This window comes from Ruegeria sp. YKSE079, from assembly GCF_059612845.1.
This window is the reverse complement of sequence record NZ_JBXWRJ010000011.1, coordinates 102,618-123,150: the sequence shown is the minus strand read 5'-3', so window position 1 is coordinate 123,150 and position 20,533 is coordinate 102,618. Positions and strand designations below refer to the sequence as shown.

Here is a 20,533-nt window from a genome sequence, read left to right as displayed (position 1 = left end):
ACTTGTGCGCCATGCAATCGTGAGGGCGGCAGTATTTGAGCGTGTCGGAATGCAAGACCTTGTTGAAATACCGGAGGCAGCCGGGCGCGATCTGATTGTTTTCGATGGTGAATGCGTTCTCTGCTCTGGCTTTTTCCAGTTTATACTCCGGCACGACCAAGCGCAAAAGTTCGCGTTTGCCACTGCGCAATCTGCTTTAGGTCAGAAGCTTTATCGCCAGCTTGGTCTGCCGACGGAGGATTTTGAAACCAATCTGGTCATAGTGAGAGGCAGAGTACATCAGCGACTGGATGCCTTTGCGGCAGCCATGCGGGAGCTTTCTGGGATTTGGCCGGCCTTCTCGATCTGCTGTTATCTGCCGGGCTTTCTGAAGGACCGTATTTACCAATCTATTGCCAGAAACCGCTATTCGATCTTTGGCCGGTTCAACCGATGCATTCTCCCAGATGCTGAAATCAAAGCGCGGTTTGCCGTGGGAGGATTCTGAGGCGTGAGAGACCCGTTCCTGCAGGCATTGCCGGATTGTGTGGCGTTGCCAACATCGTTACGGCAATTGCATAGCACCGCTGGGGAGTATGTTGGTCATTGCACAATCGAGAAAGGCAAAGGGTGCTTGGTTTCGCTGGCATTGCGTCTTGGAGGTTTTCCGCCTTCCGGAGTGAATGTTCCGGTGCAGTTACGTATCCAAAAGCGTGGTTTGAAATGGATGTGGGAAAGGAATTTTGACGGGCACGTTACTCGTTCGGTCCTTTCTTACGACGCGAAAAGCAATCTGGTGCACGAAAAGTTTGGGGCAGTGACCTTGACGTTGCGGCCACAAGCCAGGGGTAAACGGATCGCAATTGAGGTGGCGGGGGTATATGTTTTTCGCATACCTGTTCCTCGATGGTTCCTGCCGCAATCAGAGACGTTCGAGCATGAGGATGAGCAGGCGAGATTTGCCTTCGACGTGAGCGCCCGATTGCCGGTATTGGGCTTGTTGATCCGGTATTGCGGCACGCTCGAACCTTTGTTGTCTTAACCGCCTGTCATTTCCCGTTATTCGGCATTAGTTTAGGTAACAAGACAGTCGAAGGAAGTTCCGCGAATGAAAAAAATGATTGGATTGGCCACAGCCCTTGCTTTGGTGGCAGCGACGCAAGCGGACGCCTTTCGTGCCAGAGGTGGATATTCGGTAAATCAGGTCGACAGCAATGTGTTCGAAGTGATTCCAGGTGGCCCCCAACGTTCCGTCGACTACTGGTGTGCAGCTTCGGAATATGCACGGCGCGAACTTGGAGCAGATTGGCGACAGCGCATCTATATCGCGCGAGGCTATGGGCCAAGCGTGACAACCGGGCGCAAGACCGCCGTGCAGTTCACTCTGAACTCGCAAGCAGCCGATAACGGAGCTGGGTCAAACAGCTTTCTTCGTCTTGGTTTCAAGGTTGGTGACAGCATGAGTGTCCAGCAGGCCAACGGAAATTGCTTTCCGTCTCCTCCGGGCTTTTAGAATCCTGAGCTTTCTGCCATTCGAGAGACAACAGTGCACCGCGAGTTCCAGATCATCACTAACGGGCAGGGGCTTTACGAGTTCACGACACAGTTTAGCGACTGGTTGCAACCTGTTGGAATTGATGGTTTGGCGACACTTTTTGTTCGTCACACGTCCTGTTCCCTGTTGATTCAGGAGAATGCGGACCCAGACGTTCAAATAGACCTCAAGGCCTTCTTTCAGCACCTCGTGCCTCATTCAAACCATCCGGCCATGACTTATCTCCGTCATACCTATGAAGGCCCAGACGATATGCCCGCGCATATCAAGGCCTCGATGATGCCGGTTTCTCTGTCTATCCCGGTGGTCGGAGGCCTGCCCGTGTTGGGGTCATGGCAAGGCATTTATCTGTTTGAACATCGCGATGCGCCCCATACCCGCAAGGTCGCTGGGTATTTTGCCTAGCGCCCATTATCTAGCGGTGCAAAATTCAGACTACCCAAATCCTAGCGGCTGTCCTATAGTTGTGGATAAGTGGGCCAAAGTACTCACAAAAGAGGCGGACAAGGGACGAGGAGACGGCGGATGCGCTGCCCGTTTTGCGGAAATATCGATACTCAGGTCAAAGATTCACGTCCAGCAGAGGACCATGTGGCGATCAGGCGACGTCGGTTCTGTCCGGCTTGCGGTGGGCGGTTCACAACTTACGAGCGGGTTCAGTTGCGCGATCTGGTTGTGATCAAGACAAACGGGAAGCGAGAGGATTTTGATCGCGACAAATTGGAGCGTTCGATCCGCATTTCGATGCAGAAACGCCCGATTGAACCTGAGCGGATCGACCAGATGATCTCAGGCATTGTGCGACGGCTGGAAAGCATGGGGGAAACGGACATTCCCTCCAACAAGATTGGTGAGATCGTGATGGAAGCGCTGGCGCGGATCGACACGGTGGCCTATGTGCGCTTTGCCAGTGTTTACAAGAATTTCCAGGCAGCCGACGATTTCGAAGATTTTGTCCACGAGTTGCGCCCACCGCAGCCACCGACGGAAGAATGAACGATACAGAGAAGCGATATATGGCGTTGGCCCTGTCCTTGGGCCGGCGCAATCAAGGTTTGTGTTGGCCAAATCCGGCCGTTGGCTGTGTCATCGTAAAAGATGGACGGATCGTTGGTCGTGGCTGGACCCAACCCGGAGGTCGGCCACATGGCGAAACGCAAGCATTGGCGCAGGCAGGCGAGGCTGCGCGGGGCGCAACGGTCTATGTATCCTTAGAACCTTGTGCGCATCATGGTCAGACGCCGCCTTGTTCAGATGCCCTAATCGCCGCAGGGGTTGCGCGTGTGATTTGCGCGATTGAGGACAGCGATCCTCGAGTTTCTGGGCAAGGCTTTGCCATGCTGCAAGATGCGGGGATCAAAGTTGTTTCCGGCGTACTGAGCGAACAGGCGGCTCGCGAGCATGCCGGTTTCTTTCTGAAGACCGAGCAGGGGCGCCCGTTTGTGACGCTCAAACTTGCGAGCAGCTTTGATGGTCGTATCGCTACGGCGACGGGGCAAAGCAAATGGATCACTGGCCCGGAAGCGCGTCGCACTGTCCACGCCATGCGTGCGCATCACGACGCGGTGATGGTGGGTGCGGGAACAGCAAGGGCGGATGATCCTTCGTTAACTGTGCGGGATCTTGGTATCGAAACTCAGCCTGTTCGCGTGGTGGTATCGCGGCATCTTGACTTGCCGCTGATGGGGCAATTGGCGCGTACAGCGTCGGACATCCCGGTTTGGCTGTGTCATGGACCCGGTGCTGACATTGAACGGATCCGTGCGTGGGAAGGTATGGGGGCCCGACTTATTCCCTGCGCGGTGAATGGAACCCAGATCGATGCTTCAGATTTGCTGCAACAATTGGGCAAGGCTGGATTGACCCGGGTTTTTTGTGAAGGTGGTGCGGCACTGGCGGCAACGTTGTTATCCGAGGATCTGGTTGACGAGTTGATCGGTTTTTCTGCAGGTATTGCGATCGGAGCGGAAGGATTGCCTGCCATCAGCGCGCTTGGTTTGAATCATCTTCAAGAAGCGCCGCGCTTTGAACTCGTTGAGACACGTGATGTCGGCGGTGATGTGTTGATGCGTTGGACAAGAGATTTGAACTTAAAACCGCGGTGAAACTGCTTCATCGCCACAAATGAGTGTATGACGCAAACGCCCCTTGAACCTTTGATAAAAGGCGGTTGACTAATCCGGTTTTCGGTATGTCCGAATGCACGAGGCGATCTATGACGACTTCGACCTGACAGGGTAACCCGGTCACAGGATCGCGATAGCGAGGGTAGTCGATAAGTGCAGCATGTGCGAGTCCTTGTACAGTTGGGTGCGCTCCGCGGCGCGCGGGGACCGCGCCAAGATCCTTCGTCAAACCCCAACCGGCATAGAAAGGCGCGCCCAATGTCGTGACTTTTATCCCTCTGATCAGTGCCTCAAAGCCGATAAGGGATGTAATTGTCCATACTTCCTGAACTTGCATTAGCAATTCGGCAGGACTTGTGCCTGTGGCGACGACATCGGCTAATGCTGAGGTATCTATCGCCCCCTCTCGAAGGCCGGCTTCGACGTCGGGATGGGGCTTGTAGACAATGACTGCTTCTGGATTGGCTTCGCGTGTGGCTTGCAGGAGTTCGAGATTGGTCCGGATACTGCTTGCCCCTTTTCGGATCGACATATCGTCCTCGACCTGACCGGGAACGAGTATGCGATATCCGTCAGGCAGTTGCGGAATTGGGCCTTCGATATTGTATTTACTCAGTCCTTCGTGAATAACGCGCTCTAACAGACGCTCGGCTCGCAAACGTTGGTCGGGACGCAAGGTCTCGCGAGCGGTGATCAAAGTTTCTAATCGACTGGGGCGGGTCGGATCATAGTAGATACCCAAGTCATCCGTCACCAGAGAGAGTGGTGGAACAAGCTTTGCACCCAGCCCGCGGGAGCGTAGAAAGCCATCCTCGACCCGCACGATACCTTCCACATCGCCCGCGTGTGTGGCCCACGCCATATGCCGTCTTTGCGAAGAAGGTTCGACTTTGTCGACAAATTGGATTCTTTTCTGTTGACCGAACATGTCTTGCAGATGCCGCCGCTTCCATATCCGCATACCTGAAGCAGTCCAGCCATGGTTGTCTTCGCGCCACGCGCGTGCTTGCGCTTCGAGCGCGTCCAGAACGGTTTCCAAGTCGCATAGTTTATCACGATAGGGGTCGTACCATGTCGGATAAAGCATCATCGCTGCAGCAAACAGTTGTGCTCGGGTCAGTTTGCGAGTACGGCGCGGGAGTGGGTTTTCGTCCTGGGTCAGGCCCCAACCTGCGTAAAAAGGCTGTCCAAAGACCCGTGGTTTGTGCCCTGCCAAAATGGCTTCGAACCCCATTTGAGAGGACAAAGTGTAGACACCCACCGCGCCATCTAGCAAAGCCCATGGGCTGACAGAGCGATCCAATAGGGATACGCGGTCAGTCATGTCCGCCGTCGAGTAATGACCGGGGCGAAATCCTGCTGATGTTTCCGGATGCGTTTTGATGATCACGCGTGCTCCGGGGTGTTCCTCTTGAGCGAAAATTAGCATTTCGCGAAACATGGCGTCTGTGCCGCCGTTTGCGGCCACGGCGGCATCGCCGCGTGTTTGGTCGAGGACCAGAACATAACCGGGGTCAGGAATACTCTCGCCAATATCGTGGGCAGAGTATTTGCTTAGATGTGCTTCTTTCATCCGTTCTATGGCACCGCGTGCGCGATCCAATAGGGCGGTATCATCAAGTGGATGCGAAACAAGCAGTTGTTCCAGGTCCGACGGTACGGTTGGGTCAAAGTGAACCCCGGAACCATCCAGCAAAAGTCCCAAAGGAGGTTCGCCGCTGCGTCCCGGTTTCATCGAGCGGAGAAATGCATCTTCGATATGCAGAACGGGCAGGTTACGCCTTGAAGCAATGTTCCGGCCGCGATGTGCGGTGGGACTATTCCCCCAAACGCCGACAAGGTCGCCGTCAACTGGAAGGCCAACCCGAATATCGAAGCCTTTAAGCGTAAGAATCCGCCGCAAACGTCGTTGGGTCAGAAACCCACCGTTGAATACGAACAAGCGGGTTCGGTCATTTCCGTCTATCGCTTCGTGGGTCTTGCCCACGATCAAGAGCCGGTCAGCGTCGCGACATTGGCAACCGGCGTCAAACCACCTGCGATAAGCGATACGGTTTTGGTCCATTGCGCATAGGGCGCTTCGGTCACATAAATCGTGTCGTCGTCCCGGATGACAAAATCACGGGCAACGAACAATCCGTTGGGGGCGGTCAGATTCAGGACGTAAATCAATCGCTGCGCGCCTTGCAGACCCGGCTGCCCTAAAACGTTCCGCGCGATATCCTGCGTTTCGTTGCGCAAAACGAAAATGCCCGTTGGGTCGGAAGAAAAGGATTGTAACCCCCCAACCTGCGCCAACGCTTCAATTGCGGACAAGTCTTGGCTCTCAAACGCGACGCGGGCCTGACTGTTGGTGGATCCCAAAGCAACGTACGATCTGGTATCCTTTTCGACCAGAATTCTGTCGCCACCACGCAAAGCGATGTCGAGGCTAGGATCCTTGAAGAGATCTTGGTACCAAATCGTTCCTCTATGCGGCCCCCGGATTACAGTCACAAGGGCAATTTCCGGTTCAACTGTGACGCCACCGGCCTTTGCCAGCATGTTGGCAAGAGTACGCGTTGGGCGTTCTATTGGATAGACGCTGGGTGCCCCGACAGCCCCAGTCAGAGCAACCGTTGCACCGTCGCCCGCAAGGCGGCGAACTTGGATTTGCGGATCAGGCGTCTGATCTTGCAGTTTGGAGGTGATTAATTCGCGTAATTGCTCGGGTGTATTGCCGGACGCGCGGACGCGTCCCGCATAGGGCATGAAAATGTAGCCGTCGCTGTCGACCTGAACTTCTTCGAGTATAGTGGAGTTTCCAAGGTCGCCGCTTAGTAGACCGTCATCCACGTTCTCCCACACGGTCAAACCCAATACATCGCCTGGGCGAATAGTGTCGGCGGTAATGTTCGAAGCGCTACGAAAGGCCGATGAAAAACCCAGATTCGGGACCGAGGCGGAAGCCCTAGCTACCCGGTCGTCAACAAGAACGACATGCGCATTCCCGCTCTCCTGAATGGAGCCTGCAAGGATTTCCTTTTCATTTGGCCCAGATTTGGGAAGCGCGCAGGCCGAAAATAGGCCAACTGACACGAAAAGGGCGCAAGATCTGGCCCAAACGCGGGATATCCCCATCACTGCCCGAACTCCTCGATTATTTACGCTCGGTCTTCCGAGTTTTGCGCAACTTATACGGTTCCCGTGCGACTTTCCAGCGATAGACTGAGATATTACCTTACAACCCGCAACTGTTGCCGCCGGGACTCTGTCTTGGCTGCAAGCGCCTCATAAGGGTCTTGGGAATTCAGCATCATGTCGATGACATGTCTTAGCAATTGCCTGCGTCCTCCCTGTGAATAAAATCCGCCAGGAATCTGACTCGTTTCCAGGAGGAAGCGCCGGTAGTCACGGTAGGCATGGATGTTGGGCTGTCGTGGGTGCGCGAAGAATTCACTGATAGGCTGTAGAGACACGAATTCGGGCTTGCCGTAAACCGAGCGCCCGAATGCGCGTAAAGGTTTGCCTCGCCACAAAACTTGTTGCCCGGCAGTCGAGTTGATCGTGACTGCGGTATGGGCATCGTCCAACAGTTTTGCGAGTTTGCCACCAGGTAGATAATGTATGCGTCCCGACACGCCGAACTTGCGCCCAAGGTGGCCCACTACGCGGCGTAGTGGTACTTGACGGTTTTCCAGTGGGTGTTCCTTGATGACAAGGTGGTGATGTGCCGGGGCGCCGTTGGCGAAACCTTCGATCACTAGTTCCAAAAACTCGGTCATGGAGGAAAAGTCGGAATGGCTTTGGAAGGAACTGTCATGCTCCAATTGCAGAAGGACCAAGTGATATGGAAACCCGCCGCGTTGCACTCGGGACGTAGCCAGAAATCGCTCGATCCGGCGCAGGGGCATAAACAACAAGCGTTTGAAGTACAGGCGGAACTCTTTGGACACGGGTAGCGCGCGGTGGGGGCGGAAGTTTTTATATTTTTGGTTCAGGAGCATTACGAACCAGTGATATAGCGCGCCATAATAAATGTGCTGGCGCATGTCGCCCCAGTGGGCGGGTGGTGGAGGGGTGTCGGTACCAGCCTGATCCAGCGCATGCCGCATCTGGTCAAGTTCCATCTGCATCAATCGTGAGTTCCCGTTGGAGCCGCCTCGCTCATAAGTTACCCACCACGGGCGCAAATAACCTTCCTCGAAAACGTGTGTGACGATGCCCATTTTTCCCGCTGCTTCAACGGCAAGGGCGTGAACAGGGCGAGTGTCGCCGTACAATACGATATCGGTGACTCCGTGGTGTTTCAATAACGCGTCAATAGCTGCGGGCCACTCATCCGGTTGGTCGCGAAAAGGGATAAAGCTGTCTGCATCATTCCAAAACGCCTGGTCGCCTGAATTGAATCCTACGCGCCAAACCGTTGCGCCTGCTTGACGCAACAAGCCCCCAAGCATCGAAAAGAACGGTCCGTGAGGACCTTGCAGAAACAAAAACACCCGCCCTGAAGCCGAAATGTTGGAATTCGTTGGCGCTTGTGTCATCGATACTGCTCGCGGCCGCGGCGGCGGTTGTTTTTGCAAACTATGGCGACTCTCTGAAATTCGCGCAAGGCGGGACTTGCCGCAGCCGTTCGGGAGGGGTAGTTCGGGACTGAACGCTACCCTCGGAGAGTTAACGGCATGTTTACAGGGATCGTCACCGATATCGGAACCGTGGTGGAACTGGATCAACAGGGAGATTTGCGAGCGCGGATCCGAACTGCTTATGATACCGACACCATTGATATTGGTGCATCGATTGCCAGTGACGGCGTTTGTTTGACGGTTATAGCTCTAGGCGATGTTTGGTATGATGTTCAGATCAGCGCAGAGACGGTATCCAAGACCAATTTCGACGAATGGCACGTGGGGAAGCGCGTCAACCTTGAGCGAGCTCTGAAAGTTGGTGACGAGTTGGGTGGACACATCGTTTCAGGGCACGTGGACGGGGTAGCAGAAATCATGTCGGTAGATGACCAGGGGGACAGCACGCGGGTCACGCTGCGGGCACCTCAGGAGCTTGCCAAATTTATTGCTCCCAAGGGGTCGGTCGCCTTGAACGGTACTTCCCTGACGGTCAATGATGTCCAGGGATGCGAGTTCGGAATCAATTTCATCCCGCACACCAAGGAGGTGACCACGTGGGGGAGGGTAGAGGTCGGAGATCGCGTGAACCTCGAAATTGATACTTTGGCTCGGTATGTCGCCCGTTTGACGGAAGCTGGACAACTCTAACCTTCTCCAAATTTTCGAACCAGCGACTTTGCACTCAACCAGCAACCGAATGCCGTTGCCGCCCCAATGTACCCGTCCACAGCGTAGTGCCAGGCGAGATGAACTGAACCAATCATTACGCAAAGGGCGAACGCACTAAGCAACCAGCCGCACAGGCGCGAGTAGCTGAAGCCGAATAAGGCAATAACCACGCTAGAGGCGACGTGCATGCTTGGCATCGCGGAAATCAGGCTGATACCGTCTTCACGGAATTTTAGCAGTACAGAATCTTGAACATCCAGCACCCAAAGTGTGTAAGTTCTTCCGACGGTTTCCAGCTTTCGCAATTGTTCGGCATAGGTGTCACCATATCCGAATGCTTCAAAATACACAGGACCACCAGATGAAAAAACCATCGCCATAATTGTACCGCCGACGATGCAGGTAAGTAGGAATGCGATCAGGAATTCAGCTCCTCTTCCGGGGTTTTTTCGGTCGAAGGCAGCGACGAATATGGCCAAATACACGACGACGAACCAGATATGATATGCGAGACTCAAAAGATAGGTCGCAATCGGTGACCCAAAGACGTTCCATATCAAAGTCCACGGATCCGCCCCACCGTGAATGCTTCGGTCCAGAGCGGAGAAGTACGGATCCCAAGCAAAGGGGTTGAATATCGGAATCAAGTTTTTGAAGAACGCAAAGCCGGCAATAAAGATGGTGATTGCCAGAAAACAGATTGCACCCTCAAGCAGATTGGACGGCCCCAAGAATGTCGAACGTAAGTCGTTAACAAACCATTGAATAGGTTTCTTTGGTTTTACACGGAACGCGGCAACGGCAAAGCGCCAAACCAGATAGATGCCGCCAAAGAGAAACAAGAAATACCGCAAGACGTACAACCCGCCAGAAACGTGCGATTGAACTTTCGGCCAGAAATCCAAGCCGATAATGCTGCCAATAAGAGCACCGACCAGCAAATAGCACGAGACAATCGAAAGGAGCAGCTTTCGCCTTCTAACGATATCACCCAGCGCTGAGTGCTGGCTAGGAAATTCTGTTGTAATAGCCATGCCCGATCGTGCCGTAGTTGTTCAAGATGAGGAAACCACTTGTCGATATGTCAGATTTTATTCTGACAGCGGATAGGCATCAATCGGGCGTTATTGTGGCAGAGGTGATAGTATTCCCAAGAATGTTGCGGTGGCTGTGTCTGCTGGCGAAACGATCTGGGATGTAAATCCACGTCATTTCAAAGTTGCCTATGCTGTTTTGCGGTCTGGTCTTTACCGGTGTTGTGGTCTATTCCCGCCCGGCAAGACTTGCGCTGCGAAAGGCTGCCACATGAGCTTTGAAACACCCGGTCCAGTCGAGGCCCAGTTGCGTGATGCGATCAGCCCCATTGAGGAGATCATTGATGAGGCCAGGTTGGGTCGTATGTATATCCTGGTTGACCACGAGGATCGTGAGAACGAAGGGGATCTGGTGATCGCAGCGGAGTTTGCGGATGCTGATGCAATTAATTTCATGGCGACCCATGGGCGCGGGTTGATTTGTTTGCCGATGACGGCCGAGCGGATTGACCGGCTGGGGTTGCCGATGATGGCGGTCAACAATTCATCCCGGCACGAAACCGCTTTCACCGTTTCGATTGAGGCCCGCGAAGGCGTCAGCACCGGTATTTCAGCAAGTGACCGGGCACTGACTGTAGCAACAGCGATCAACGAACTGAACACGATGGCGCATCTGGCGACGCCGGGCCACATTTTTCCATTGCGCGCCAAGCGGGGTGGCGTGTTGGTGCGAGCGGGCCATACCGAAGCAGCGGTGGACATATCCCGACTTGCTGGTCTGAACCCTTCCGGCGTCATTTGCGAAATAATGAAGCCAGACGGCACGATGGCACGCTTGCCGGATTTGGTTGAGTTCGCGAAACAGCACGAAATGAAAATTGGCACCATCAATGATCTGATTGCCTATCGCGCGCGCAATGACAATCTGGTGGTCGAGACCTCGCGCGAGGTGGTGCAATCGGAATATGGTGGCGAGTGGGAATTGCGGTTATTCACGGACCAGACTCATGGTATTGAGCACGTGGTAATGGTCAAGGGAGACATTTCGACTCCGGGACCTGTACTGACCCGGACCCACGCGTTGCATGAGGCGTCTGACGTTCTTGGGATAGGTGTGAAATCAGTCAAAGAACTGCCCCGCGCCATGGAAAAGATCGCGGCGGAAGGACGCGGAGTCGTTTGCTTGTTTCGGCAACCTCGAAATTCTCTCTATGCGACCGAGGACGAAGGTCCGCGCACGATTAAACAAACCGGTCTGGGCGCACAGATACTGTCGAAGATGGGTGTTCACGAACTAATCCTGCTAACCGACTCTCCACAAACAAAATATCTGGGTCTGGATGCCTTTGGTCTTTCCATTGTCGGCACCCGCCCCATCCTAAAGGATGACTGAAATGGCCGGACATGAAACCCACTATACGTTGCCGCGCGCGGAATTCGACGATCCGGTCAAACTTCTCATCGTTGTGGCACCCTACTACAAGGATATCGCTGACGATCTTATTGCGGGTGCAAGGGCAGAGATCGAAGCGGCGAAAGGGACTTGGGAAGTCGCGGAGGTTCCAGGGGCTTTGGAAGTGCCGACGGCTATCGCCATGGCCGATCGCCAGCGTAACTTTGATGGCTATGTCGCGCTGGGTTGCGTGATCCGGGGGGAAACCACGCATTACGACACAGTATGCAATGACAGCAGCCGTGCGCTTCAGCTGATGGGGTTGCAGGGGCTTTGTATTGGTAATGGCATACTGACGGTTGAGAACCGCGAACAGGCCATTGTGCGCGCAGACACCAAACAAATGAACAAAGGGGGAGGGGCTGCGGCTGCGGCCTTGCATCTGATCGCGCTCAGCCGTAAATGGGGCGCTTCGAAGAAGGGCGTCGGGTTCAAGCCGCCGTCCGAGTCCATCCTTGTGGCGGGCGACAGCAACGGACCCTCGACGGCATGAATACCAAAGAAGCACCCAAACCGGGCAGCAGGAAACGCATGATGAAGTCCGCGGCACGACTTTATGCCGTGCAGGCGTTATTCCAGATGGAGCAATCCGGTCAAACCACCGAACAAGTGGTGCGTGAATTTCTGGACCACCGTTTCGGAGCTATCTATGAGGGCGACGAGATGATTGCGGGTGATGTCTCGTTGTTCAGCAGACTGGTGGATGACGCAGTGAACTATCAGGCTGCAATCGACCAGATGACTGACCGGGCGCTCGTAGCCAAATGGCCGATTTCGCGGATCGACCCGACGCTGCGGGCTGCCTTCCGCGCTGCAGGAGCGGAACTCACACAAAGCGATACACCACCAAAGGTCGTTATCAACGAGTTCGTGGAAATTGCTCGGGCCTTCTTCCCGGATGGCAAGGAACCTAAATTCGTGAACGCTGTGCTGGATCATATGGCACGCGAAGCCAAGCCAGAGTCTTTCTGACACGCAGGTGCGCGCTTTACCTTGGCTTCATATGCGCTAGATTGAATGTCATGGTGCAAGGAGACACAGCATGCCGAAACTCGTCCGTCTCTATATCACACAGGTTCTTATTGGTTTCATCTTGTCGGCGATCTTCGTTGGCGTGCTCCTGGCTCTGAATGTGGCTAACTTGCGCGGCCTGATCCTTGGATCAGAAGTTGGACCGATGGCCTTGGGTATGATCTGGTTCATGAATGGCGTTGTTTTTGCTGGTGTTCAGTTTGCCTGGAAGATCATGAGTATGGCCGAGAAACCTGACAAACCTCGGGGCGGTACGCCGATTGCTCCAGGTTTGAAACCCGCCTTTGTGAAGCAAAAGGCAAGCGAAAGGCGCTGAATTATTTACGGAAATGGAAAAGTGGCGGGACCACCAGACAACCGTGGGGCGTTGATTCCCGAGGACCTGCATGTACAGGTGGGTGCCAGGTAATCAGGCCAGGACCTGAACAGAGCCAGCCCCCTCGGAAATGGTTAAGGCCACCGGAATACTGCCTGACACGAGAAGGGCAGAACCCGCCGACAGCCTAAGTAGGCTTTGCAGTGAGATTGCACAAGAGGGTAGGCGCTAAGATTTTCCAAGCTCACTCGGACTTGCTTTTTGTTCACTTATTGTTCACCCTTGCAGCATGACTCTCGATTTACAACCAGGCCAGAGACTTGCGCGCGGGGTGGCGCGACACTTATCGACTCATGGTTTTGTTTCTGTTGAAGAATTTGTTCCTGCACGTGGGCTCCGTGTTGACGTGATGGGGTTAGGTCCCAAGGGAGAGCTTTGGGTGATCGAGTGCAAGTCCAGTCGGGCCGACTATCAGGCAGATTCGAAATGGCACGGTTATTTGGAATGGTGCGATCGTTTTTTTTGGGCCGTCGATATCGAGTTCCCAACCGAAATGCTGCCCCGGGATACGGGACTGATCATCGCGGATGCCTATGATGCCGAAATCATCCGAATGGCTCCGGAAGAAAAGGTTGCGCCCCCACGTCGCAAAAAAATGATCCAGAAGTTTGCAATGGACGCAGCTCGACGGTTGCGCGCTCTGCGAGATCCGAAGCTGTAGCTGTTCAGCTTTTAACGCTTCTTGCCGCTTGCGCCGCCGCGCGGATTTCTTCTGCGATTTCTTCGGCTTCTTCCGGATCGAAGTCCATCGGAACCTCAAGGTCGCCCGCCTCGATGAACAGGCGCACCATGCCTTGATCGGTCGGCCCGATCTGCAAATTCGCTTCGATGTCGCGTTCGGTATTGATGCCCATGACGGCCTCCGGAAATGAGTATTCGTGCTAGCCCGCAGCGGGTTGAGAATCAAGCGCCCTTTGCGGTCTTATGAGGCATGTCAGATGTGTCGCTTCGCAGATTTCGCCCCGAAGATGCTCCGTGGTTGGTGGAACGCCACGGAACGCTCTATGCTCGTGAAGAAGGATTTGACGATACATTTGCGCCGTTGGTCGCAAGCATCCTTGAGGAGTTCATCGCTTGCAACGATCCCAATCGTGAAAAGGGGTGGATCGCTGAAGTCGATGGGCAACGACTAGGAAGCGTTTTTTGTGTCTCTGCCGGTGATGCCGTGGCAAAGTTGCGCCTTTTCCTTTTGGTTCCTGAAGCGCGCGGAAAAGGGTTAGGCAAACGTCTACTTGGTACCTGCATGGGGTTCGCCCGCGAGGCTGGATACAGCGAAATGGTGCTTTGGACGCATGAAAGCCACCGTGCGGCCTGTGGGCTTTATGCGGCCTTTGGCTGGCAGCTAGAAGCCTGCAAATCTGTGCGTTCATTTGGGGTCGACTTGATCGAACAAAGCTGGAGAATTCAGCTATAACCCTCTTGCAATCCCGGGACGCGTTGGGTACATCGCCCCTCACAAGTGCCGCCTTAGCTCAGTTGGTTAGAGCGCTGGATTGTGGATCCAGAGGTCCCCTGTTCAAGCCAGGGAGGCGGTACCATCTCTCGATTATAGGGTATCGACGCACAAGCTATTGCGGTTTCATTCGACCTCGATTTGCTGTCTCAGATTGCCTGTCGTTTTGTCAAAGATCATGATCCGGTTGTCATCCGTCACCACCGCATACCAGTTGTTCCCGATGGTCACGGCCTGAGCGCGAGCGCCGCCGGGTAATTCGACCTCGTCCGGCAAATTAGGGGTGCGATCGGACAAACGGATGACAATCAGCGCAAATGTCAATACAACCCCGCCAATCATTACCGCCGTCAGTAACATGACCATACGCCTCAAGAGTTTAAGTTGTGGCGTTTCCAGCGGTTCTTGCGGTTCGGAAGGGACAGTCATGGGTACCCGCCTGATTGAGTTCGAAATTGCGGCGTCTCCGCCACCCCGCCTTGATAAGGCGCTTTCGCGGGATGTGCCAGACCAGGCCAACCTGTCGCGTACCCGTCTTGCCCGTCTGATCGAAAGCGGGGCGGTTTCGGTCGATGGTGCTGCTATTTTGGATGCCAAGGCACGTGTCGCTGAAGGAAGTCGTATCTCTATATTGATCGAAGATGCCAAAGACAGCCACATAGGCCCGGAAAATATTCCGTTGGACGTCGTTTATGAAGACAAAGATCTAGTCGTCATCAACAAGCCCGCTGGAATGGTTGTTCACCCGGCGCCAGGATCGCCTGGCGGGACGCTGGTAAATGCTCTGCTGCATCATTGTGGCGACAAGTTGTCTGGGGTTGGCGGTGTCAAGCGCCCAGGTATCGTCCACCGGATCGACAAGGATACAAGCGGGTTACTCGTTGTGGCAAAATCGGATGCTGCGCATCACGGTCTCGCGGTCCAGTTCGAGGCGCACAGCGTGGAACGTTATTACCGGGCGGTTTGTTATGGTGTTCCTGACAGAAGTGATCCGCGTTTGCGGGGCGTCAAAGGAGCAAGCTTCGAGCCGGGCAACATTTTGCGTCTGACCACCCAATTGGCACGTCACAAGACTGACAGGCAGAAACAGGCGGTTCTGTTTCATGGCGGTCGTCACGCGGTGACCCGGGTTAGGGTGGTCGAGGTATACGGTGCTCCCCCGGTTTTGGCGCTGGTCGAATGCTGGCTTGAGACAGGTCGGACGCACCAGATTCGCGTGCACATGGCCCATGCGGGGCATGGGCTGGTTGGCGATCCCGTTTATGGGGGTAAGAGAAAGTTGCCGGAACAGTCGTTTGCATGCGAAGCTGTCGAAGCAGTTCGGAATTTCCCGCGTCAGGCACTGCATGCGGCTGTTCTGGGGTTCGAACATCCGGTAACAGGCAAAGCTCTGCGGTTTGAATCGCCAGTACCTAAGGACATGAAGACATTAATTTCCGAGTTGCGCGAACCATTGTCATAATGCGCAAATCACTGTGATCCTCGGAAACTTATCTTTCCTTAATGAAAGTTTAAGAACAGACTGTTAACCCGCCCCTTGAAAGGGAAGTATTCACGACCCATATCCTATGTTAAATGACTAAACATTGAAGTCTGGAGGGACACGGACATGGCGAATTATGCAAATCTGCCAGCCCCGACGCCGGAAGGCGGCCTGAACCGCTATATGCAGGAAATCCGCAAGTTTCCTCTACTTGAACCGGAAGAAGAATACATGCTGGCCAAGCGTTGGGTCGAAGAGCAGGATGCTGAGGCCGCTCACAAGATGGTGACGTCCCACCTGCGTTTGGCGGCCAAGATCGCAATGGGATACCGTGGTTATGGCTTACCACAGGCCGAGGTGATTTCCGAGGCCAACGTCGGTCTCATGCAAGCCGTAAAGCGGTTTGATCCTGAGAAGGGTTTCCGTCTGGCGACCTATGCGATGTGGTGGATCCGCGCATCGATCCAGGAGTACATTCTGCGCTCCTGGTCGCTGGTCAAGCTTGGCACGACTTCAGCGCAGAAGAAGCTGTTCTTCAACCTTCGCAAGGCCAAGGCCCGTATCGGTGCGTTGGAGGAGGGCGACCTACGCCCGGAAAATGTCGCGCAGATTGCAAACGATCTTGGAGTGTCTGAAGAAGACGTGATCAGCATGAACCGCCGCATGTCAGGCGGGGATGCATCACTAAACGCAACTGTCGGCACCGAAGGCGACAGCGCCATGCAGTGGCAGGACTGGTTGGAAGATGAAGATGCGGATCAGGCCGGAGATTATGAGGCGCGTGACGAGTTGGAGGCGCGGCGCGAACTTCTGGCTGCGGCCCTTGATGTTCTGAACGACCGTGAAAAAGACATCCTCACCCAGCGCCGCCTGATGGATCAGCCGGTGACCCTGGAGGATCTGAGCACGCAATACAATGTAAGCCGAGAGCGCATTCGCCAGATTGAAGTGCGGGCTTTTGAAAAACTGCAAAAGAAAATGCGCGAACTTGCCCGTGAAAAGGGCATGCTCTACGGTATCTGATTGGGCGCTGGTGACTCCGTACCCCCAACAGGTTTAAGACTTGGTGGGGGAATTTTGAAGGTGCTGCCGACTCCAATGTTCAACGCAACCTTGTGCGCAAAACACGTAGCATGTTTTCGCCCATAACCTTGCGGATCTGAGGTACCGTCAACCCTTCGTCCAAAAGTGCAGACGTCAGCGCCGCGAGTTCGGATGTGTCGAATGCCGTTTCGACCGATCCGTCAAAATCCGATCCCAGCGACACGTGGTCTTCACCCACAGTTGCCACAGCGACCCGTATCATCTCTGCTATCCCGGCGGGAGAGTTATCACCACAGGTCACTTCGGCCCAATAACCCATTCCGATGACGCCATCAGTGGCTGCAATCTGCTGCATCAATTCGTCGGGAAAGTTACGTTTAACCGCGCAGTGCCCATGCAGTCCGCCATGACTGACAATCACGGGAATGTCCGTCATGGCCAAAACCTCTCGTGCGACTTGTGGGCTGGAGTGGGCCAGATCGATTAGCACTGGCCTCCGCGCCAACTCCGCAACCACCGCACGGCCAAAGTCGGTCAATCCGGAATTCGACTTCCCATGCAAAGAGCCGCCCAAGTCATTGTCGAAAAAGTGTTGAAGGCCAAACACCCGATGCCCGGCATCATAGATTGCATCAAGATTGGCGAGATCGCCCTCTAGGGGATGAGCGCCTTCTATCCCCAATACGCCTCCGATAACCATTTCCCCGTTGGCGCGGGCGTTCAAAACCGCGTCCAGATCTGCGGTTGACTTGATGATCTTCAGGCGGCCATCAGATTCAGCTTCGAACTTATGTAATTTCTCGGCTTGATAGATTGCGCGCTCTTTCAAGCTGGCCCAGGTCCGCAGCGGCCACATTTGAGCGATAGCGAGTAAGGTGATGTTGTCGAAAGCATCTGATGAGTTGCTGTCATAGTTCTGGCCGGCGGGTGATTTGGTAACTGCGGTAAAGACTTGCAGTGCAACGTTCCCTTCGGCTAGTCGCGGAACGTCTACTTGCCCGCGAGTGCCGGCTTTGTTTAGATCTCGGCTCCAGAGCAGGGGATCGGCATGCAGATCCCCAACGATCAGCGTCTCATGCAACGTAGCACCCGCGTCGGAAACCGGATAAGGCGCGTGGTCGATCACGTTGTTACGTGTGTCTTCAACATAGTTTGGAAGAAACCCGAAAAAAACAATGAAGCTGGACACAACAACTATGATGAACAGACCGCCAAGCAATTTCAGAAATCTGCGCATCACTGCCCTCCGTCACTGACACTTCACAGTAACTGGGTGTCACCGCAAATAAAGCCTGACTTGGCGTCGGTTTCGTCACCAGCTTGAAACGGCCTTGAAAGCCTGTAAGCATGAATGACGCAAGGGAGGAGCGATATGGCAGGTGGATGGGCGCGCGACGGCGCGGTGAGCGAACAGATAGAGGCGTCGATCAACGACGAACTGGCGCGAATGCAAGCGCATAAACGTCCTGTAGGCGAGAGCCTGACACATTGCGCTGAATGCGAAGAGCCAATTTCTGAACAACGTCGAGCAGCCCAGCCTGGAGTAAAGCTGTGTATAGATTGTCAGCAAGAGAGGGACAGCACATTCAAGGCCCGCGGTGGCATCAACCGCCGAGGATCCAAAGACAGCCAGCTGAAATGAGTTAACGGTGGTTTCTGCGTCGTCGCCAGCGGCGAAAGAGATCGACATCCATCGCCGCGACCATAATACCCAGCGGGATCATCCAGAATCCGAGCACAGGCAGGAAACCCAAAACTCCTCCAAGAATGAGTAGAAAACCCACGACAATCCTCAAGCCACGCGGCACATTGCGGCGGATACGAACCAGGGCAGGGCGCAGACGCGTCCTCAGCGCAGCCCAACGCCCTTGTTTGTTCACTCTTCCATCGCCTCCAACTCGTCAATGAAGCCCGATATCATGTTCAGGCCCTTGTCCCAGAATTTGGGATCGCTTGCATCAAGGCCGAAAGGAGCCAGCAACTCCTTATGGTGCTTCGATCCACCCGCTTTCAGCATATCGAAATAGAGGTCTTCAAAGCCGGATTTGCCCTCGGCGTAAACCGTGTAGAGCGCGTTCACCAGACCATCGCCAAATGCATAAGCGTAGACGTAGAAGGGCGAGTGCACAAAATGCGGGATATAGGCCCAGAAAGTTTCATACCCGTCCATGAACTCGAAGGCGGGGCCAAGGCTCTCTGCCTGCACGCTCATCCATAGTGCATTTATGTCGTCTGGTGTGAGCTCGCCTCCACGGCGCGCCTCATGCAGTTTGCACTCGAAGTCGTAGAATGCGATCTGTCGGACGACAGTGTTGATCATATCCTCAACCTTGCCGGCCAACAGAACCTTGCGTTGCTCGTTGGTTCCAGCCTTTTCGAGCATCTTGCGGAAGGTCAACATCTCTCCGAATACGCTGGCGGTTTCGGCCAGAGTCAGCGGAGTCGATGACAACATTTCGCCTTGTCCGGCAGCCAGAACCTGATGCACGCCATGCCCCAACTCGTGGGCCAATGTCATCACATCGCGAGGCTTGCCCAAGTAGTTGAGCATCACATAAGGATGCACCTCGGTCACGGTCGGATGGGCGAACGCGCCGGGGGCCTTACCGGGTTTGACGGCGGCGTCGATCCAACCTTTTGAAAAGAATGGGGATGCGATTTCGCCCATGCGTGGGTCGAAGGCGTTATATGCCTCCATTACGGTTTTTTCAGCCTCGGCCCAGTTGACGACACGCGTGTCCTCCATCGGAAGCGGAGCGTTGCGGTCCCAGACCTGCATCTTGTCCAGACCCAGCCATTTACGTTTTAGCTCATAGTACCGGTGGCTGAGCTTGGGATAGGCGGCAACCACCGCTTTGCGTAGGGCTTCGACCACCTCGGATTCCACGTCGTTTGACAGGTGCCTGCCTGTTTGCGCCGTCGGCATCTTGCGCCAGCGATCGATGATCTCTTTTTCCTTTGCCTGGGTGTTGTGAACACGGGCGAAGGTCTTGATGTTGTCTGCGAAGACACTAGCCAGTTCTCGTGCCGCAACCTCGCGTTTGGTGCGGTCCTGCTCGGTGAGCAGGTTCAGAGTGCCTTCAATGCTCAGGCTCTCGCCATCGACGGAAAAGGTCAGCCCGGCAATGGTTTCGTCGAACAGCTTCTCCCACGCATCACCGACCGCGCCGAGATCATGCAGGAATTTTTCCAGTTCATCCGACAACTGATACGGTTTCATCGCGCGAATGCGGCGAAAGACGGGTTCATAGCGCGCTAGCTCTGCATTGGCCGAGAAATGCTCCTTAAGCGTCTTTTCTTCGATCCGATTCAGCTCCAGCGTGAAAAAGACCAGCGGCGTTGTGAAGACTGTGATCTGTTCCTGACAATCTGACAGAAATTTCGCGCGTTCAGCATCGGTGGTAAGTTGATAGTACCGCAAGCCGGCAAACGACATGATCCGCCCGGCGATAGAACTGATTTTTTCGTTTCGTTGGACGCAGAGTAGCAGTTGATCGGCATCCAAACCTGCTAACTTGTTTTCATAATCTGCAGCAAAGGATGGGCATTCTTTTTCCAGCCAGTTCAGATCCCGTGCCAGTTCGGGGGCATCCTTCGACGTGTAGAGGTCCGTCAGGTCCCATTCCGGCAAGTCGCCAAGATCCTTTGTTCCTCCGTTGGCATTGGCATCTTGTAAAGGAAAGGGAAGGTTGAGCATTGAACACCTCATGAAACTGCGT

Annotated in this window: 25 protein-coding genes and 1 tRNA gene; 17 read left to right on the top strand and 9 right to left on the bottom strand. The window is 54.6% G+C overall.

The genetic code is table 11. The features are described from left to right. Positions 1–49: 49 nt before the first annotated feature. The 6 genes from AC2FMY_RS12245 to ribD all read left to right on the top strand — a co-directional run bounded on the left by AC2FMY_RS12245 (position 50) and on the right by ribD (position 3,639). Positions 50–487, top strand: coding sequence for a thiol-disulfide oxidoreductase DCC family protein (locus AC2FMY_RS12245; RefSeq protein WP_496743976.1), 438 nt, complete (start codon positions 50–52; stop codon positions 485–487). Between the two features lie 3 nt (positions 488–490). Beyond that, entirely contained in the window at positions 491–1,021 is a 531-nt protein-coding gene (locus AC2FMY_RS12240; protein WP_496743975.1) for a DUF4166 domain-containing protein, read from the top strand. 66 nt (positions 1,022–1,087) lie between these two features. After that, a complete protein-coding gene (locus AC2FMY_RS12235) occupies positions 1,088–1,492 on the top strand; it encodes a hypothetical protein (RefSeq protein ID WP_480749850.1) in 405 nt (134 codons plus the stop codon). 33 nt (positions 1,493–1,525) lie between these two features. Next, positions 1,526–1,939: a secondary thiamine-phosphate synthase enzyme YjbQ gene (locus AC2FMY_RS12230; RefSeq protein WP_496743973.1), complete on the top strand. Its 414-nt coding sequence runs from the start codon at positions 1,526–1,528 to the stop codon at positions 1,937–1,939. Between the two features lie 120 nt (positions 1,940–2,059). Continuing rightward, positions 2,060–2,530: a transcriptional regulator NrdR gene (gene nrdR / locus AC2FMY_RS12225; RefSeq protein WP_480749852.1), complete on the top strand. Its 471-nt coding sequence runs from the start codon at positions 2,060–2,062 to the stop codon at positions 2,528–2,530. Beyond that, the gene (gene ribD / locus AC2FMY_RS12220; protein WP_496807449.1) at positions 2,527–3,639 is read left to right on the top strand and encodes a bifunctional diaminohydroxyphosphoribosylaminopyrimidine deaminase/5-amino-6-(5-phosphoribosylamino)uracil reductase RibD; all 1,113 of its coding nucleotides are present in this window, start codon (positions 2,527–2,529) and stop codon (positions 3,637–3,639) included. Before nrdR ends, ribD begins: the two co-directional genes overlap by 4 nt. A gap of 7 nt (positions 3,640–3,646) precedes the next feature. On the opposite strand, the gene AC2FMY_RS12215 is transcribed toward ribD, so the two are convergent. From AC2FMY_RS12215 to AC2FMY_RS12205, 3 genes are all read right to left on the bottom strand, one after another. Then, positions 3,647–5,725 carry a capsule polysaccharide biogenesis protein gene (locus AC2FMY_RS12215; RefSeq protein WP_496807448.1) on the bottom strand — a complete coding sequence of 693 codons (2,079 nt, stop codon included), beginning with the start codon at positions 5,723–5,725 and terminating at the stop codon, positions 3,647–3,649. Further along, on the bottom strand, positions 5,650–6,780 hold the full coding sequence (locus tag AC2FMY_RS12210; protein ID WP_496743969.1) for a polysaccharide biosynthesis/export family protein: 1,131 nt from the start codon (positions 6,778–6,780) through the stop codon (positions 5,650–5,652). The genes AC2FMY_RS12215 and AC2FMY_RS12210 overlap by 76 nt, the downstream gene beginning before the upstream one ends. 95 nt (positions 6,781–6,875) lie before the next feature. After that, positions 6,876–8,186 carry a capsule polysaccharide biogenesis protein gene (locus AC2FMY_RS12205; protein ID WP_496744035.1) on the bottom strand — a complete coding sequence of 437 codons (1,311 nt, stop codon included), beginning with the start codon at positions 8,184–8,186 and terminating at the stop codon, positions 6,876–6,878. 138 nt (positions 8,187–8,324) lie between these two features. Between AC2FMY_RS12205 and AC2FMY_RS12200 the strand changes: the two genes are divergently transcribed. Further along, positions 8,325–8,918, top strand: coding sequence for a riboflavin synthase (locus AC2FMY_RS12200; protein ID WP_480749856.1), 594 nt, complete (start codon positions 8,325–8,327; stop codon positions 8,916–8,918). Here the strand turns inward: AC2FMY_RS12200 and AC2FMY_RS12195 are convergent. After that, entirely contained in the window at positions 8,915–9,973 is a 1,059-nt protein-coding gene (locus AC2FMY_RS12195; protein WP_496743967.1) for a phosphatase PAP2 family protein, read from the bottom strand. The genes AC2FMY_RS12200 and AC2FMY_RS12195 overlap by 4 nt on opposite strands. Positions 9,974–10,244: 271 nt before the next feature. On the opposite strand from AC2FMY_RS12195, the gene ribB reads away from it, so the two are divergent. The 5 genes from ribB (at position 10,245) to AC2FMY_RS12170 (ending at position 13,495) form a co-directional block, all read left to right on the top strand. Then, a complete protein-coding gene (ribB, locus tag AC2FMY_RS12190) occupies positions 10,245–11,366 on the top strand; it encodes a 3,4-dihydroxy-2-butanone-4-phosphate synthase (protein ID WP_496743965.1) in 1,122 nt (373 codons plus the stop codon). Between the two features lies 1 nt (position 11,367). Beyond that, positions 11,368–11,919 (top strand): 6,7-dimethyl-8-ribityllumazine synthase, encoded by a 552-nt coding sequence (locus AC2FMY_RS12185; protein WP_496743964.1) that lies wholly within the window; start codon positions 11,368–11,370, stop codon positions 11,917–11,919. Continuing rightward, positions 11,916–12,398 carry a transcription antitermination factor NusB gene (gene nusB / locus AC2FMY_RS12180; protein WP_496743962.1) on the top strand — a complete coding sequence of 161 codons (483 nt, stop codon included), beginning with the start codon at positions 11,916–11,918 and terminating at the stop codon, positions 12,396–12,398. The genes AC2FMY_RS12185 and nusB overlap by 4 nt, the downstream gene beginning before the upstream one ends. A 70-nt stretch (positions 12,399–12,468) precedes the next feature. Continuing rightward, complete coding sequence (locus tag AC2FMY_RS12175) at positions 12,469–12,774, top strand: hypothetical protein (RefSeq protein ID WP_480749861.1); 306 nt, start codon at positions 12,469–12,471, stop codon at positions 12,772–12,774. Between the two features lie 289 nt (positions 12,775–13,063). Then, positions 13,064–13,495 (top strand): MmcB family DNA repair protein, encoded by a 432-nt coding sequence (locus AC2FMY_RS12170; protein WP_480749862.1) that lies wholly within the window; start codon positions 13,064–13,066, stop codon positions 13,493–13,495. Positions 13,496–13,499: 4 nt separating this feature from the next. On the opposite strand, the gene AC2FMY_RS12165 is transcribed toward AC2FMY_RS12170, so the two are convergent. Beyond that, complete coding sequence (locus AC2FMY_RS12165) at positions 13,500–13,688, bottom strand: DUF6324 family protein (protein WP_480749863.1); 189 nt, start codon at positions 13,686–13,688, stop codon at positions 13,500–13,502. A 77-nt stretch (positions 13,689–13,765) separates the two neighbouring features. Here AC2FMY_RS12165 and AC2FMY_RS12160 point away from each other — a divergent pair, with 77 nt between their 5' ends. Beyond that, the gene (locus tag AC2FMY_RS12160) at positions 13,766–14,248 is read left to right on the top strand and encodes a GNAT family N-acetyltransferase (RefSeq protein WP_480749864.1); all 483 of its coding nucleotides are present in this window, start codon (positions 13,766–13,768) and stop codon (positions 14,246–14,248) included. Positions 14,249–14,295: 47 nt separating this feature from the next. Next, positions 14,296–14,372 (top strand) — tRNA-His (locus AC2FMY_RS12155). Positions 14,373–14,413: 41 nt separating this feature from the next. On the opposite strand, the gene AC2FMY_RS12150 is transcribed toward AC2FMY_RS12155, so the two are convergent. Then, positions 14,414–14,716 (bottom strand): DUF6476 family protein, encoded by a 303-nt coding sequence (locus AC2FMY_RS12150; RefSeq protein WP_480749865.1) that lies wholly within the window; start codon positions 14,714–14,716, stop codon positions 14,414–14,416. On the opposite strand from AC2FMY_RS12150, the gene AC2FMY_RS12145 reads away from it, so the two are divergent. Further along, the gene (locus AC2FMY_RS12145; RefSeq protein ID WP_496807447.1) at positions 14,715–15,749 is read left to right on the top strand and encodes an RluA family pseudouridine synthase; all 1,035 of its coding nucleotides are present in this window, start codon (positions 14,715–14,717) and stop codon (positions 15,747–15,749) included. The genes AC2FMY_RS12150 and AC2FMY_RS12145 overlap by 2 nt on opposite strands. 147 nt (positions 15,750–15,896) lie before the next feature. Continuing rightward, complete coding sequence (rpoH, locus tag AC2FMY_RS12140) at positions 15,897–16,793, top strand: RNA polymerase sigma factor RpoH (protein ID WP_496807446.1); 897 nt, start codon at positions 15,897–15,899, stop codon at positions 16,791–16,793. 79 nt (positions 16,794–16,872) lie between these two features. Here the strand turns inward: rpoH and AC2FMY_RS12135 are convergent, their stop codons facing one another. Beyond that, positions 16,873–18,051: a dipeptidase gene (locus AC2FMY_RS12135; protein ID WP_496807445.1), complete on the bottom strand. Its 1,179-nt coding sequence runs from the start codon at positions 18,049–18,051 to the stop codon at positions 16,873–16,875. Between the two features lie 135 nt (positions 18,052–18,186). Here AC2FMY_RS12135 and AC2FMY_RS12130 point away from each other — a divergent pair, with 135 nt between their 5' ends. Next, positions 18,187–18,456, top strand: coding sequence for a DksA/TraR family C4-type zinc finger protein (locus AC2FMY_RS12130; protein WP_496743956.1), 270 nt, complete (start codon positions 18,187–18,189; stop codon positions 18,454–18,456). Position 18,457: 1 nt separating this feature from the next. Here AC2FMY_RS12130 and AC2FMY_RS12125 read toward each other — a convergent pair whose 3' ends face one another. Together AC2FMY_RS12125 and AC2FMY_RS12120 are read right to left on the bottom strand one after the other, a co-directional pair. Continuing rightward, on the bottom strand, positions 18,458–18,694 hold the full coding sequence (locus tag AC2FMY_RS12125; RefSeq protein ID WP_496807444.1) for a hypothetical protein: 237 nt from the start codon (positions 18,692–18,694) through the stop codon (positions 18,458–18,460). Continuing rightward, positions 18,691–20,511 (bottom strand): M3 family oligoendopeptidase, encoded by a 1,821-nt coding sequence (locus AC2FMY_RS12120; protein ID WP_496807443.1) that lies wholly within the window; start codon positions 20,509–20,511, stop codon positions 18,691–18,693. The genes AC2FMY_RS12125 and AC2FMY_RS12120 overlap by 4 nt, the downstream gene beginning before the upstream one ends. Positions 20,512–20,533: the final 22 nt, after the last annotated feature.

Coding starts and splice junctions, on each gene's coding strand:
- AC2FMY_RS12245 (WP_496743976.1), top strand. CDS start 50: ATGCAAGACCTTGTTGAAATACCGGAGGCAGCCGGGCGCGATCTGATT.
- AC2FMY_RS12235 (WP_480749850.1), top strand. CDS start 1,088: ATGAAAAAAATGATTGGATTGGCCACAGCCCTTGCTTTGGTGGCAGCG.
- nrdR (WP_480749852.1), top strand. CDS start 2,060: ATGCGCTGCCCGTTTTGCGGAAATATCGATACTCAGGTCAAAGATTCA.
- ribD (WP_496807449.1), top strand. CDS start 2,527: ATGAACGATACAGAGAAGCGATATATGGCGTTGGCCCTGTCCTTGGGC.
- AC2FMY_RS12215 (WP_496807448.1), bottom strand. CDS start 5,725: ATGGACCAAAACCGTATCGCTTATCGCAGGTGGTTTGACGCCGGTTGC.
- AC2FMY_RS12210 (WP_496743969.1), bottom strand. CDS start 6,780: ATGGGGATATCCCGCGTTTGGGCCAGATCTTGCGCCCTTTTCGTGTCA.
- AC2FMY_RS12205 (WP_496744035.1), bottom strand. CDS start 8,186: ATGACACAAGCGCCAACGAATTCCAACATTTCGGCTTCAGGGCGGGTG.
- AC2FMY_RS12200 (WP_480749856.1), top strand. CDS start 8,325: ATGTTTACAGGGATCGTCACCGATATCGGAACCGTGGTGGAACTGGAT.
- AC2FMY_RS12195 (WP_496743967.1), bottom strand. CDS start 9,973: ATGGCTATTACAACAGAATTTCCTAGCCAGCACTCAGCGCTGGGTGAT.
- ribB (WP_496743965.1), top strand. CDS start 10,245: ATGAGCTTTGAAACACCCGGTCCAGTCGAGGCCCAGTTGCGTGATGCG.
- AC2FMY_RS12185 (WP_496743964.1), top strand. CDS start 11,368: ATGGCCGGACATGAAACCCACTATACGTTGCCGCGCGCGGAATTCGAC.
- nusB (WP_496743962.1), top strand. CDS start 11,916: ATGAATACCAAAGAAGCACCCAAACCGGGCAGCAGGAAACGCATGATG.
- AC2FMY_RS12175 (WP_480749861.1), top strand. CDS start 12,469: ATGCCGAAACTCGTCCGTCTCTATATCACACAGGTTCTTATTGGTTTC.
- AC2FMY_RS12170 (WP_480749862.1), top strand. CDS start 13,064: ATGACTCTCGATTTACAACCAGGCCAGAGACTTGCGCGCGGGGTGGCG.
- AC2FMY_RS12165 (WP_480749863.1), bottom strand. CDS start 13,688: ATGGGCATCAATACCGAACGCGACATCGAAGCGAATTTGCAGATCGGG.
- AC2FMY_RS12160 (WP_480749864.1), top strand. CDS start 13,766: ATGTCAGATGTGTCGCTTCGCAGATTTCGCCCCGAAGATGCTCCGTGG.
- AC2FMY_RS12145 (WP_496807447.1), top strand. CDS start 14,715: ATGGGTACCCGCCTGATTGAGTTCGAAATTGCGGCGTCTCCGCCACCC.
- AC2FMY_RS12150 (WP_480749865.1), bottom strand. CDS start 14,716: ATGACTGTCCCTTCCGAACCGCAAGAACCGCTGGAAACGCCACAACTT.
- rpoH (WP_496807446.1), top strand. CDS start 15,897: ATGGCGAATTATGCAAATCTGCCAGCCCCGACGCCGGAAGGCGGCCTG.
- AC2FMY_RS12135 (WP_496807445.1), bottom strand. CDS start 18,051: ATGCGCAGATTTCTGAAATTGCTTGGCGGTCTGTTCATCATAGTTGTT.
- AC2FMY_RS12130 (WP_496743956.1), top strand. CDS start 18,187: ATGGCAGGTGGATGGGCGCGCGACGGCGCGGTGAGCGAACAGATAGAG.
- AC2FMY_RS12120 (WP_496807443.1), bottom strand. CDS start 20,511: ATGCTCAACCTTCCCTTTCCTTTACAAGATGCCAATGCCAACGGAGGA.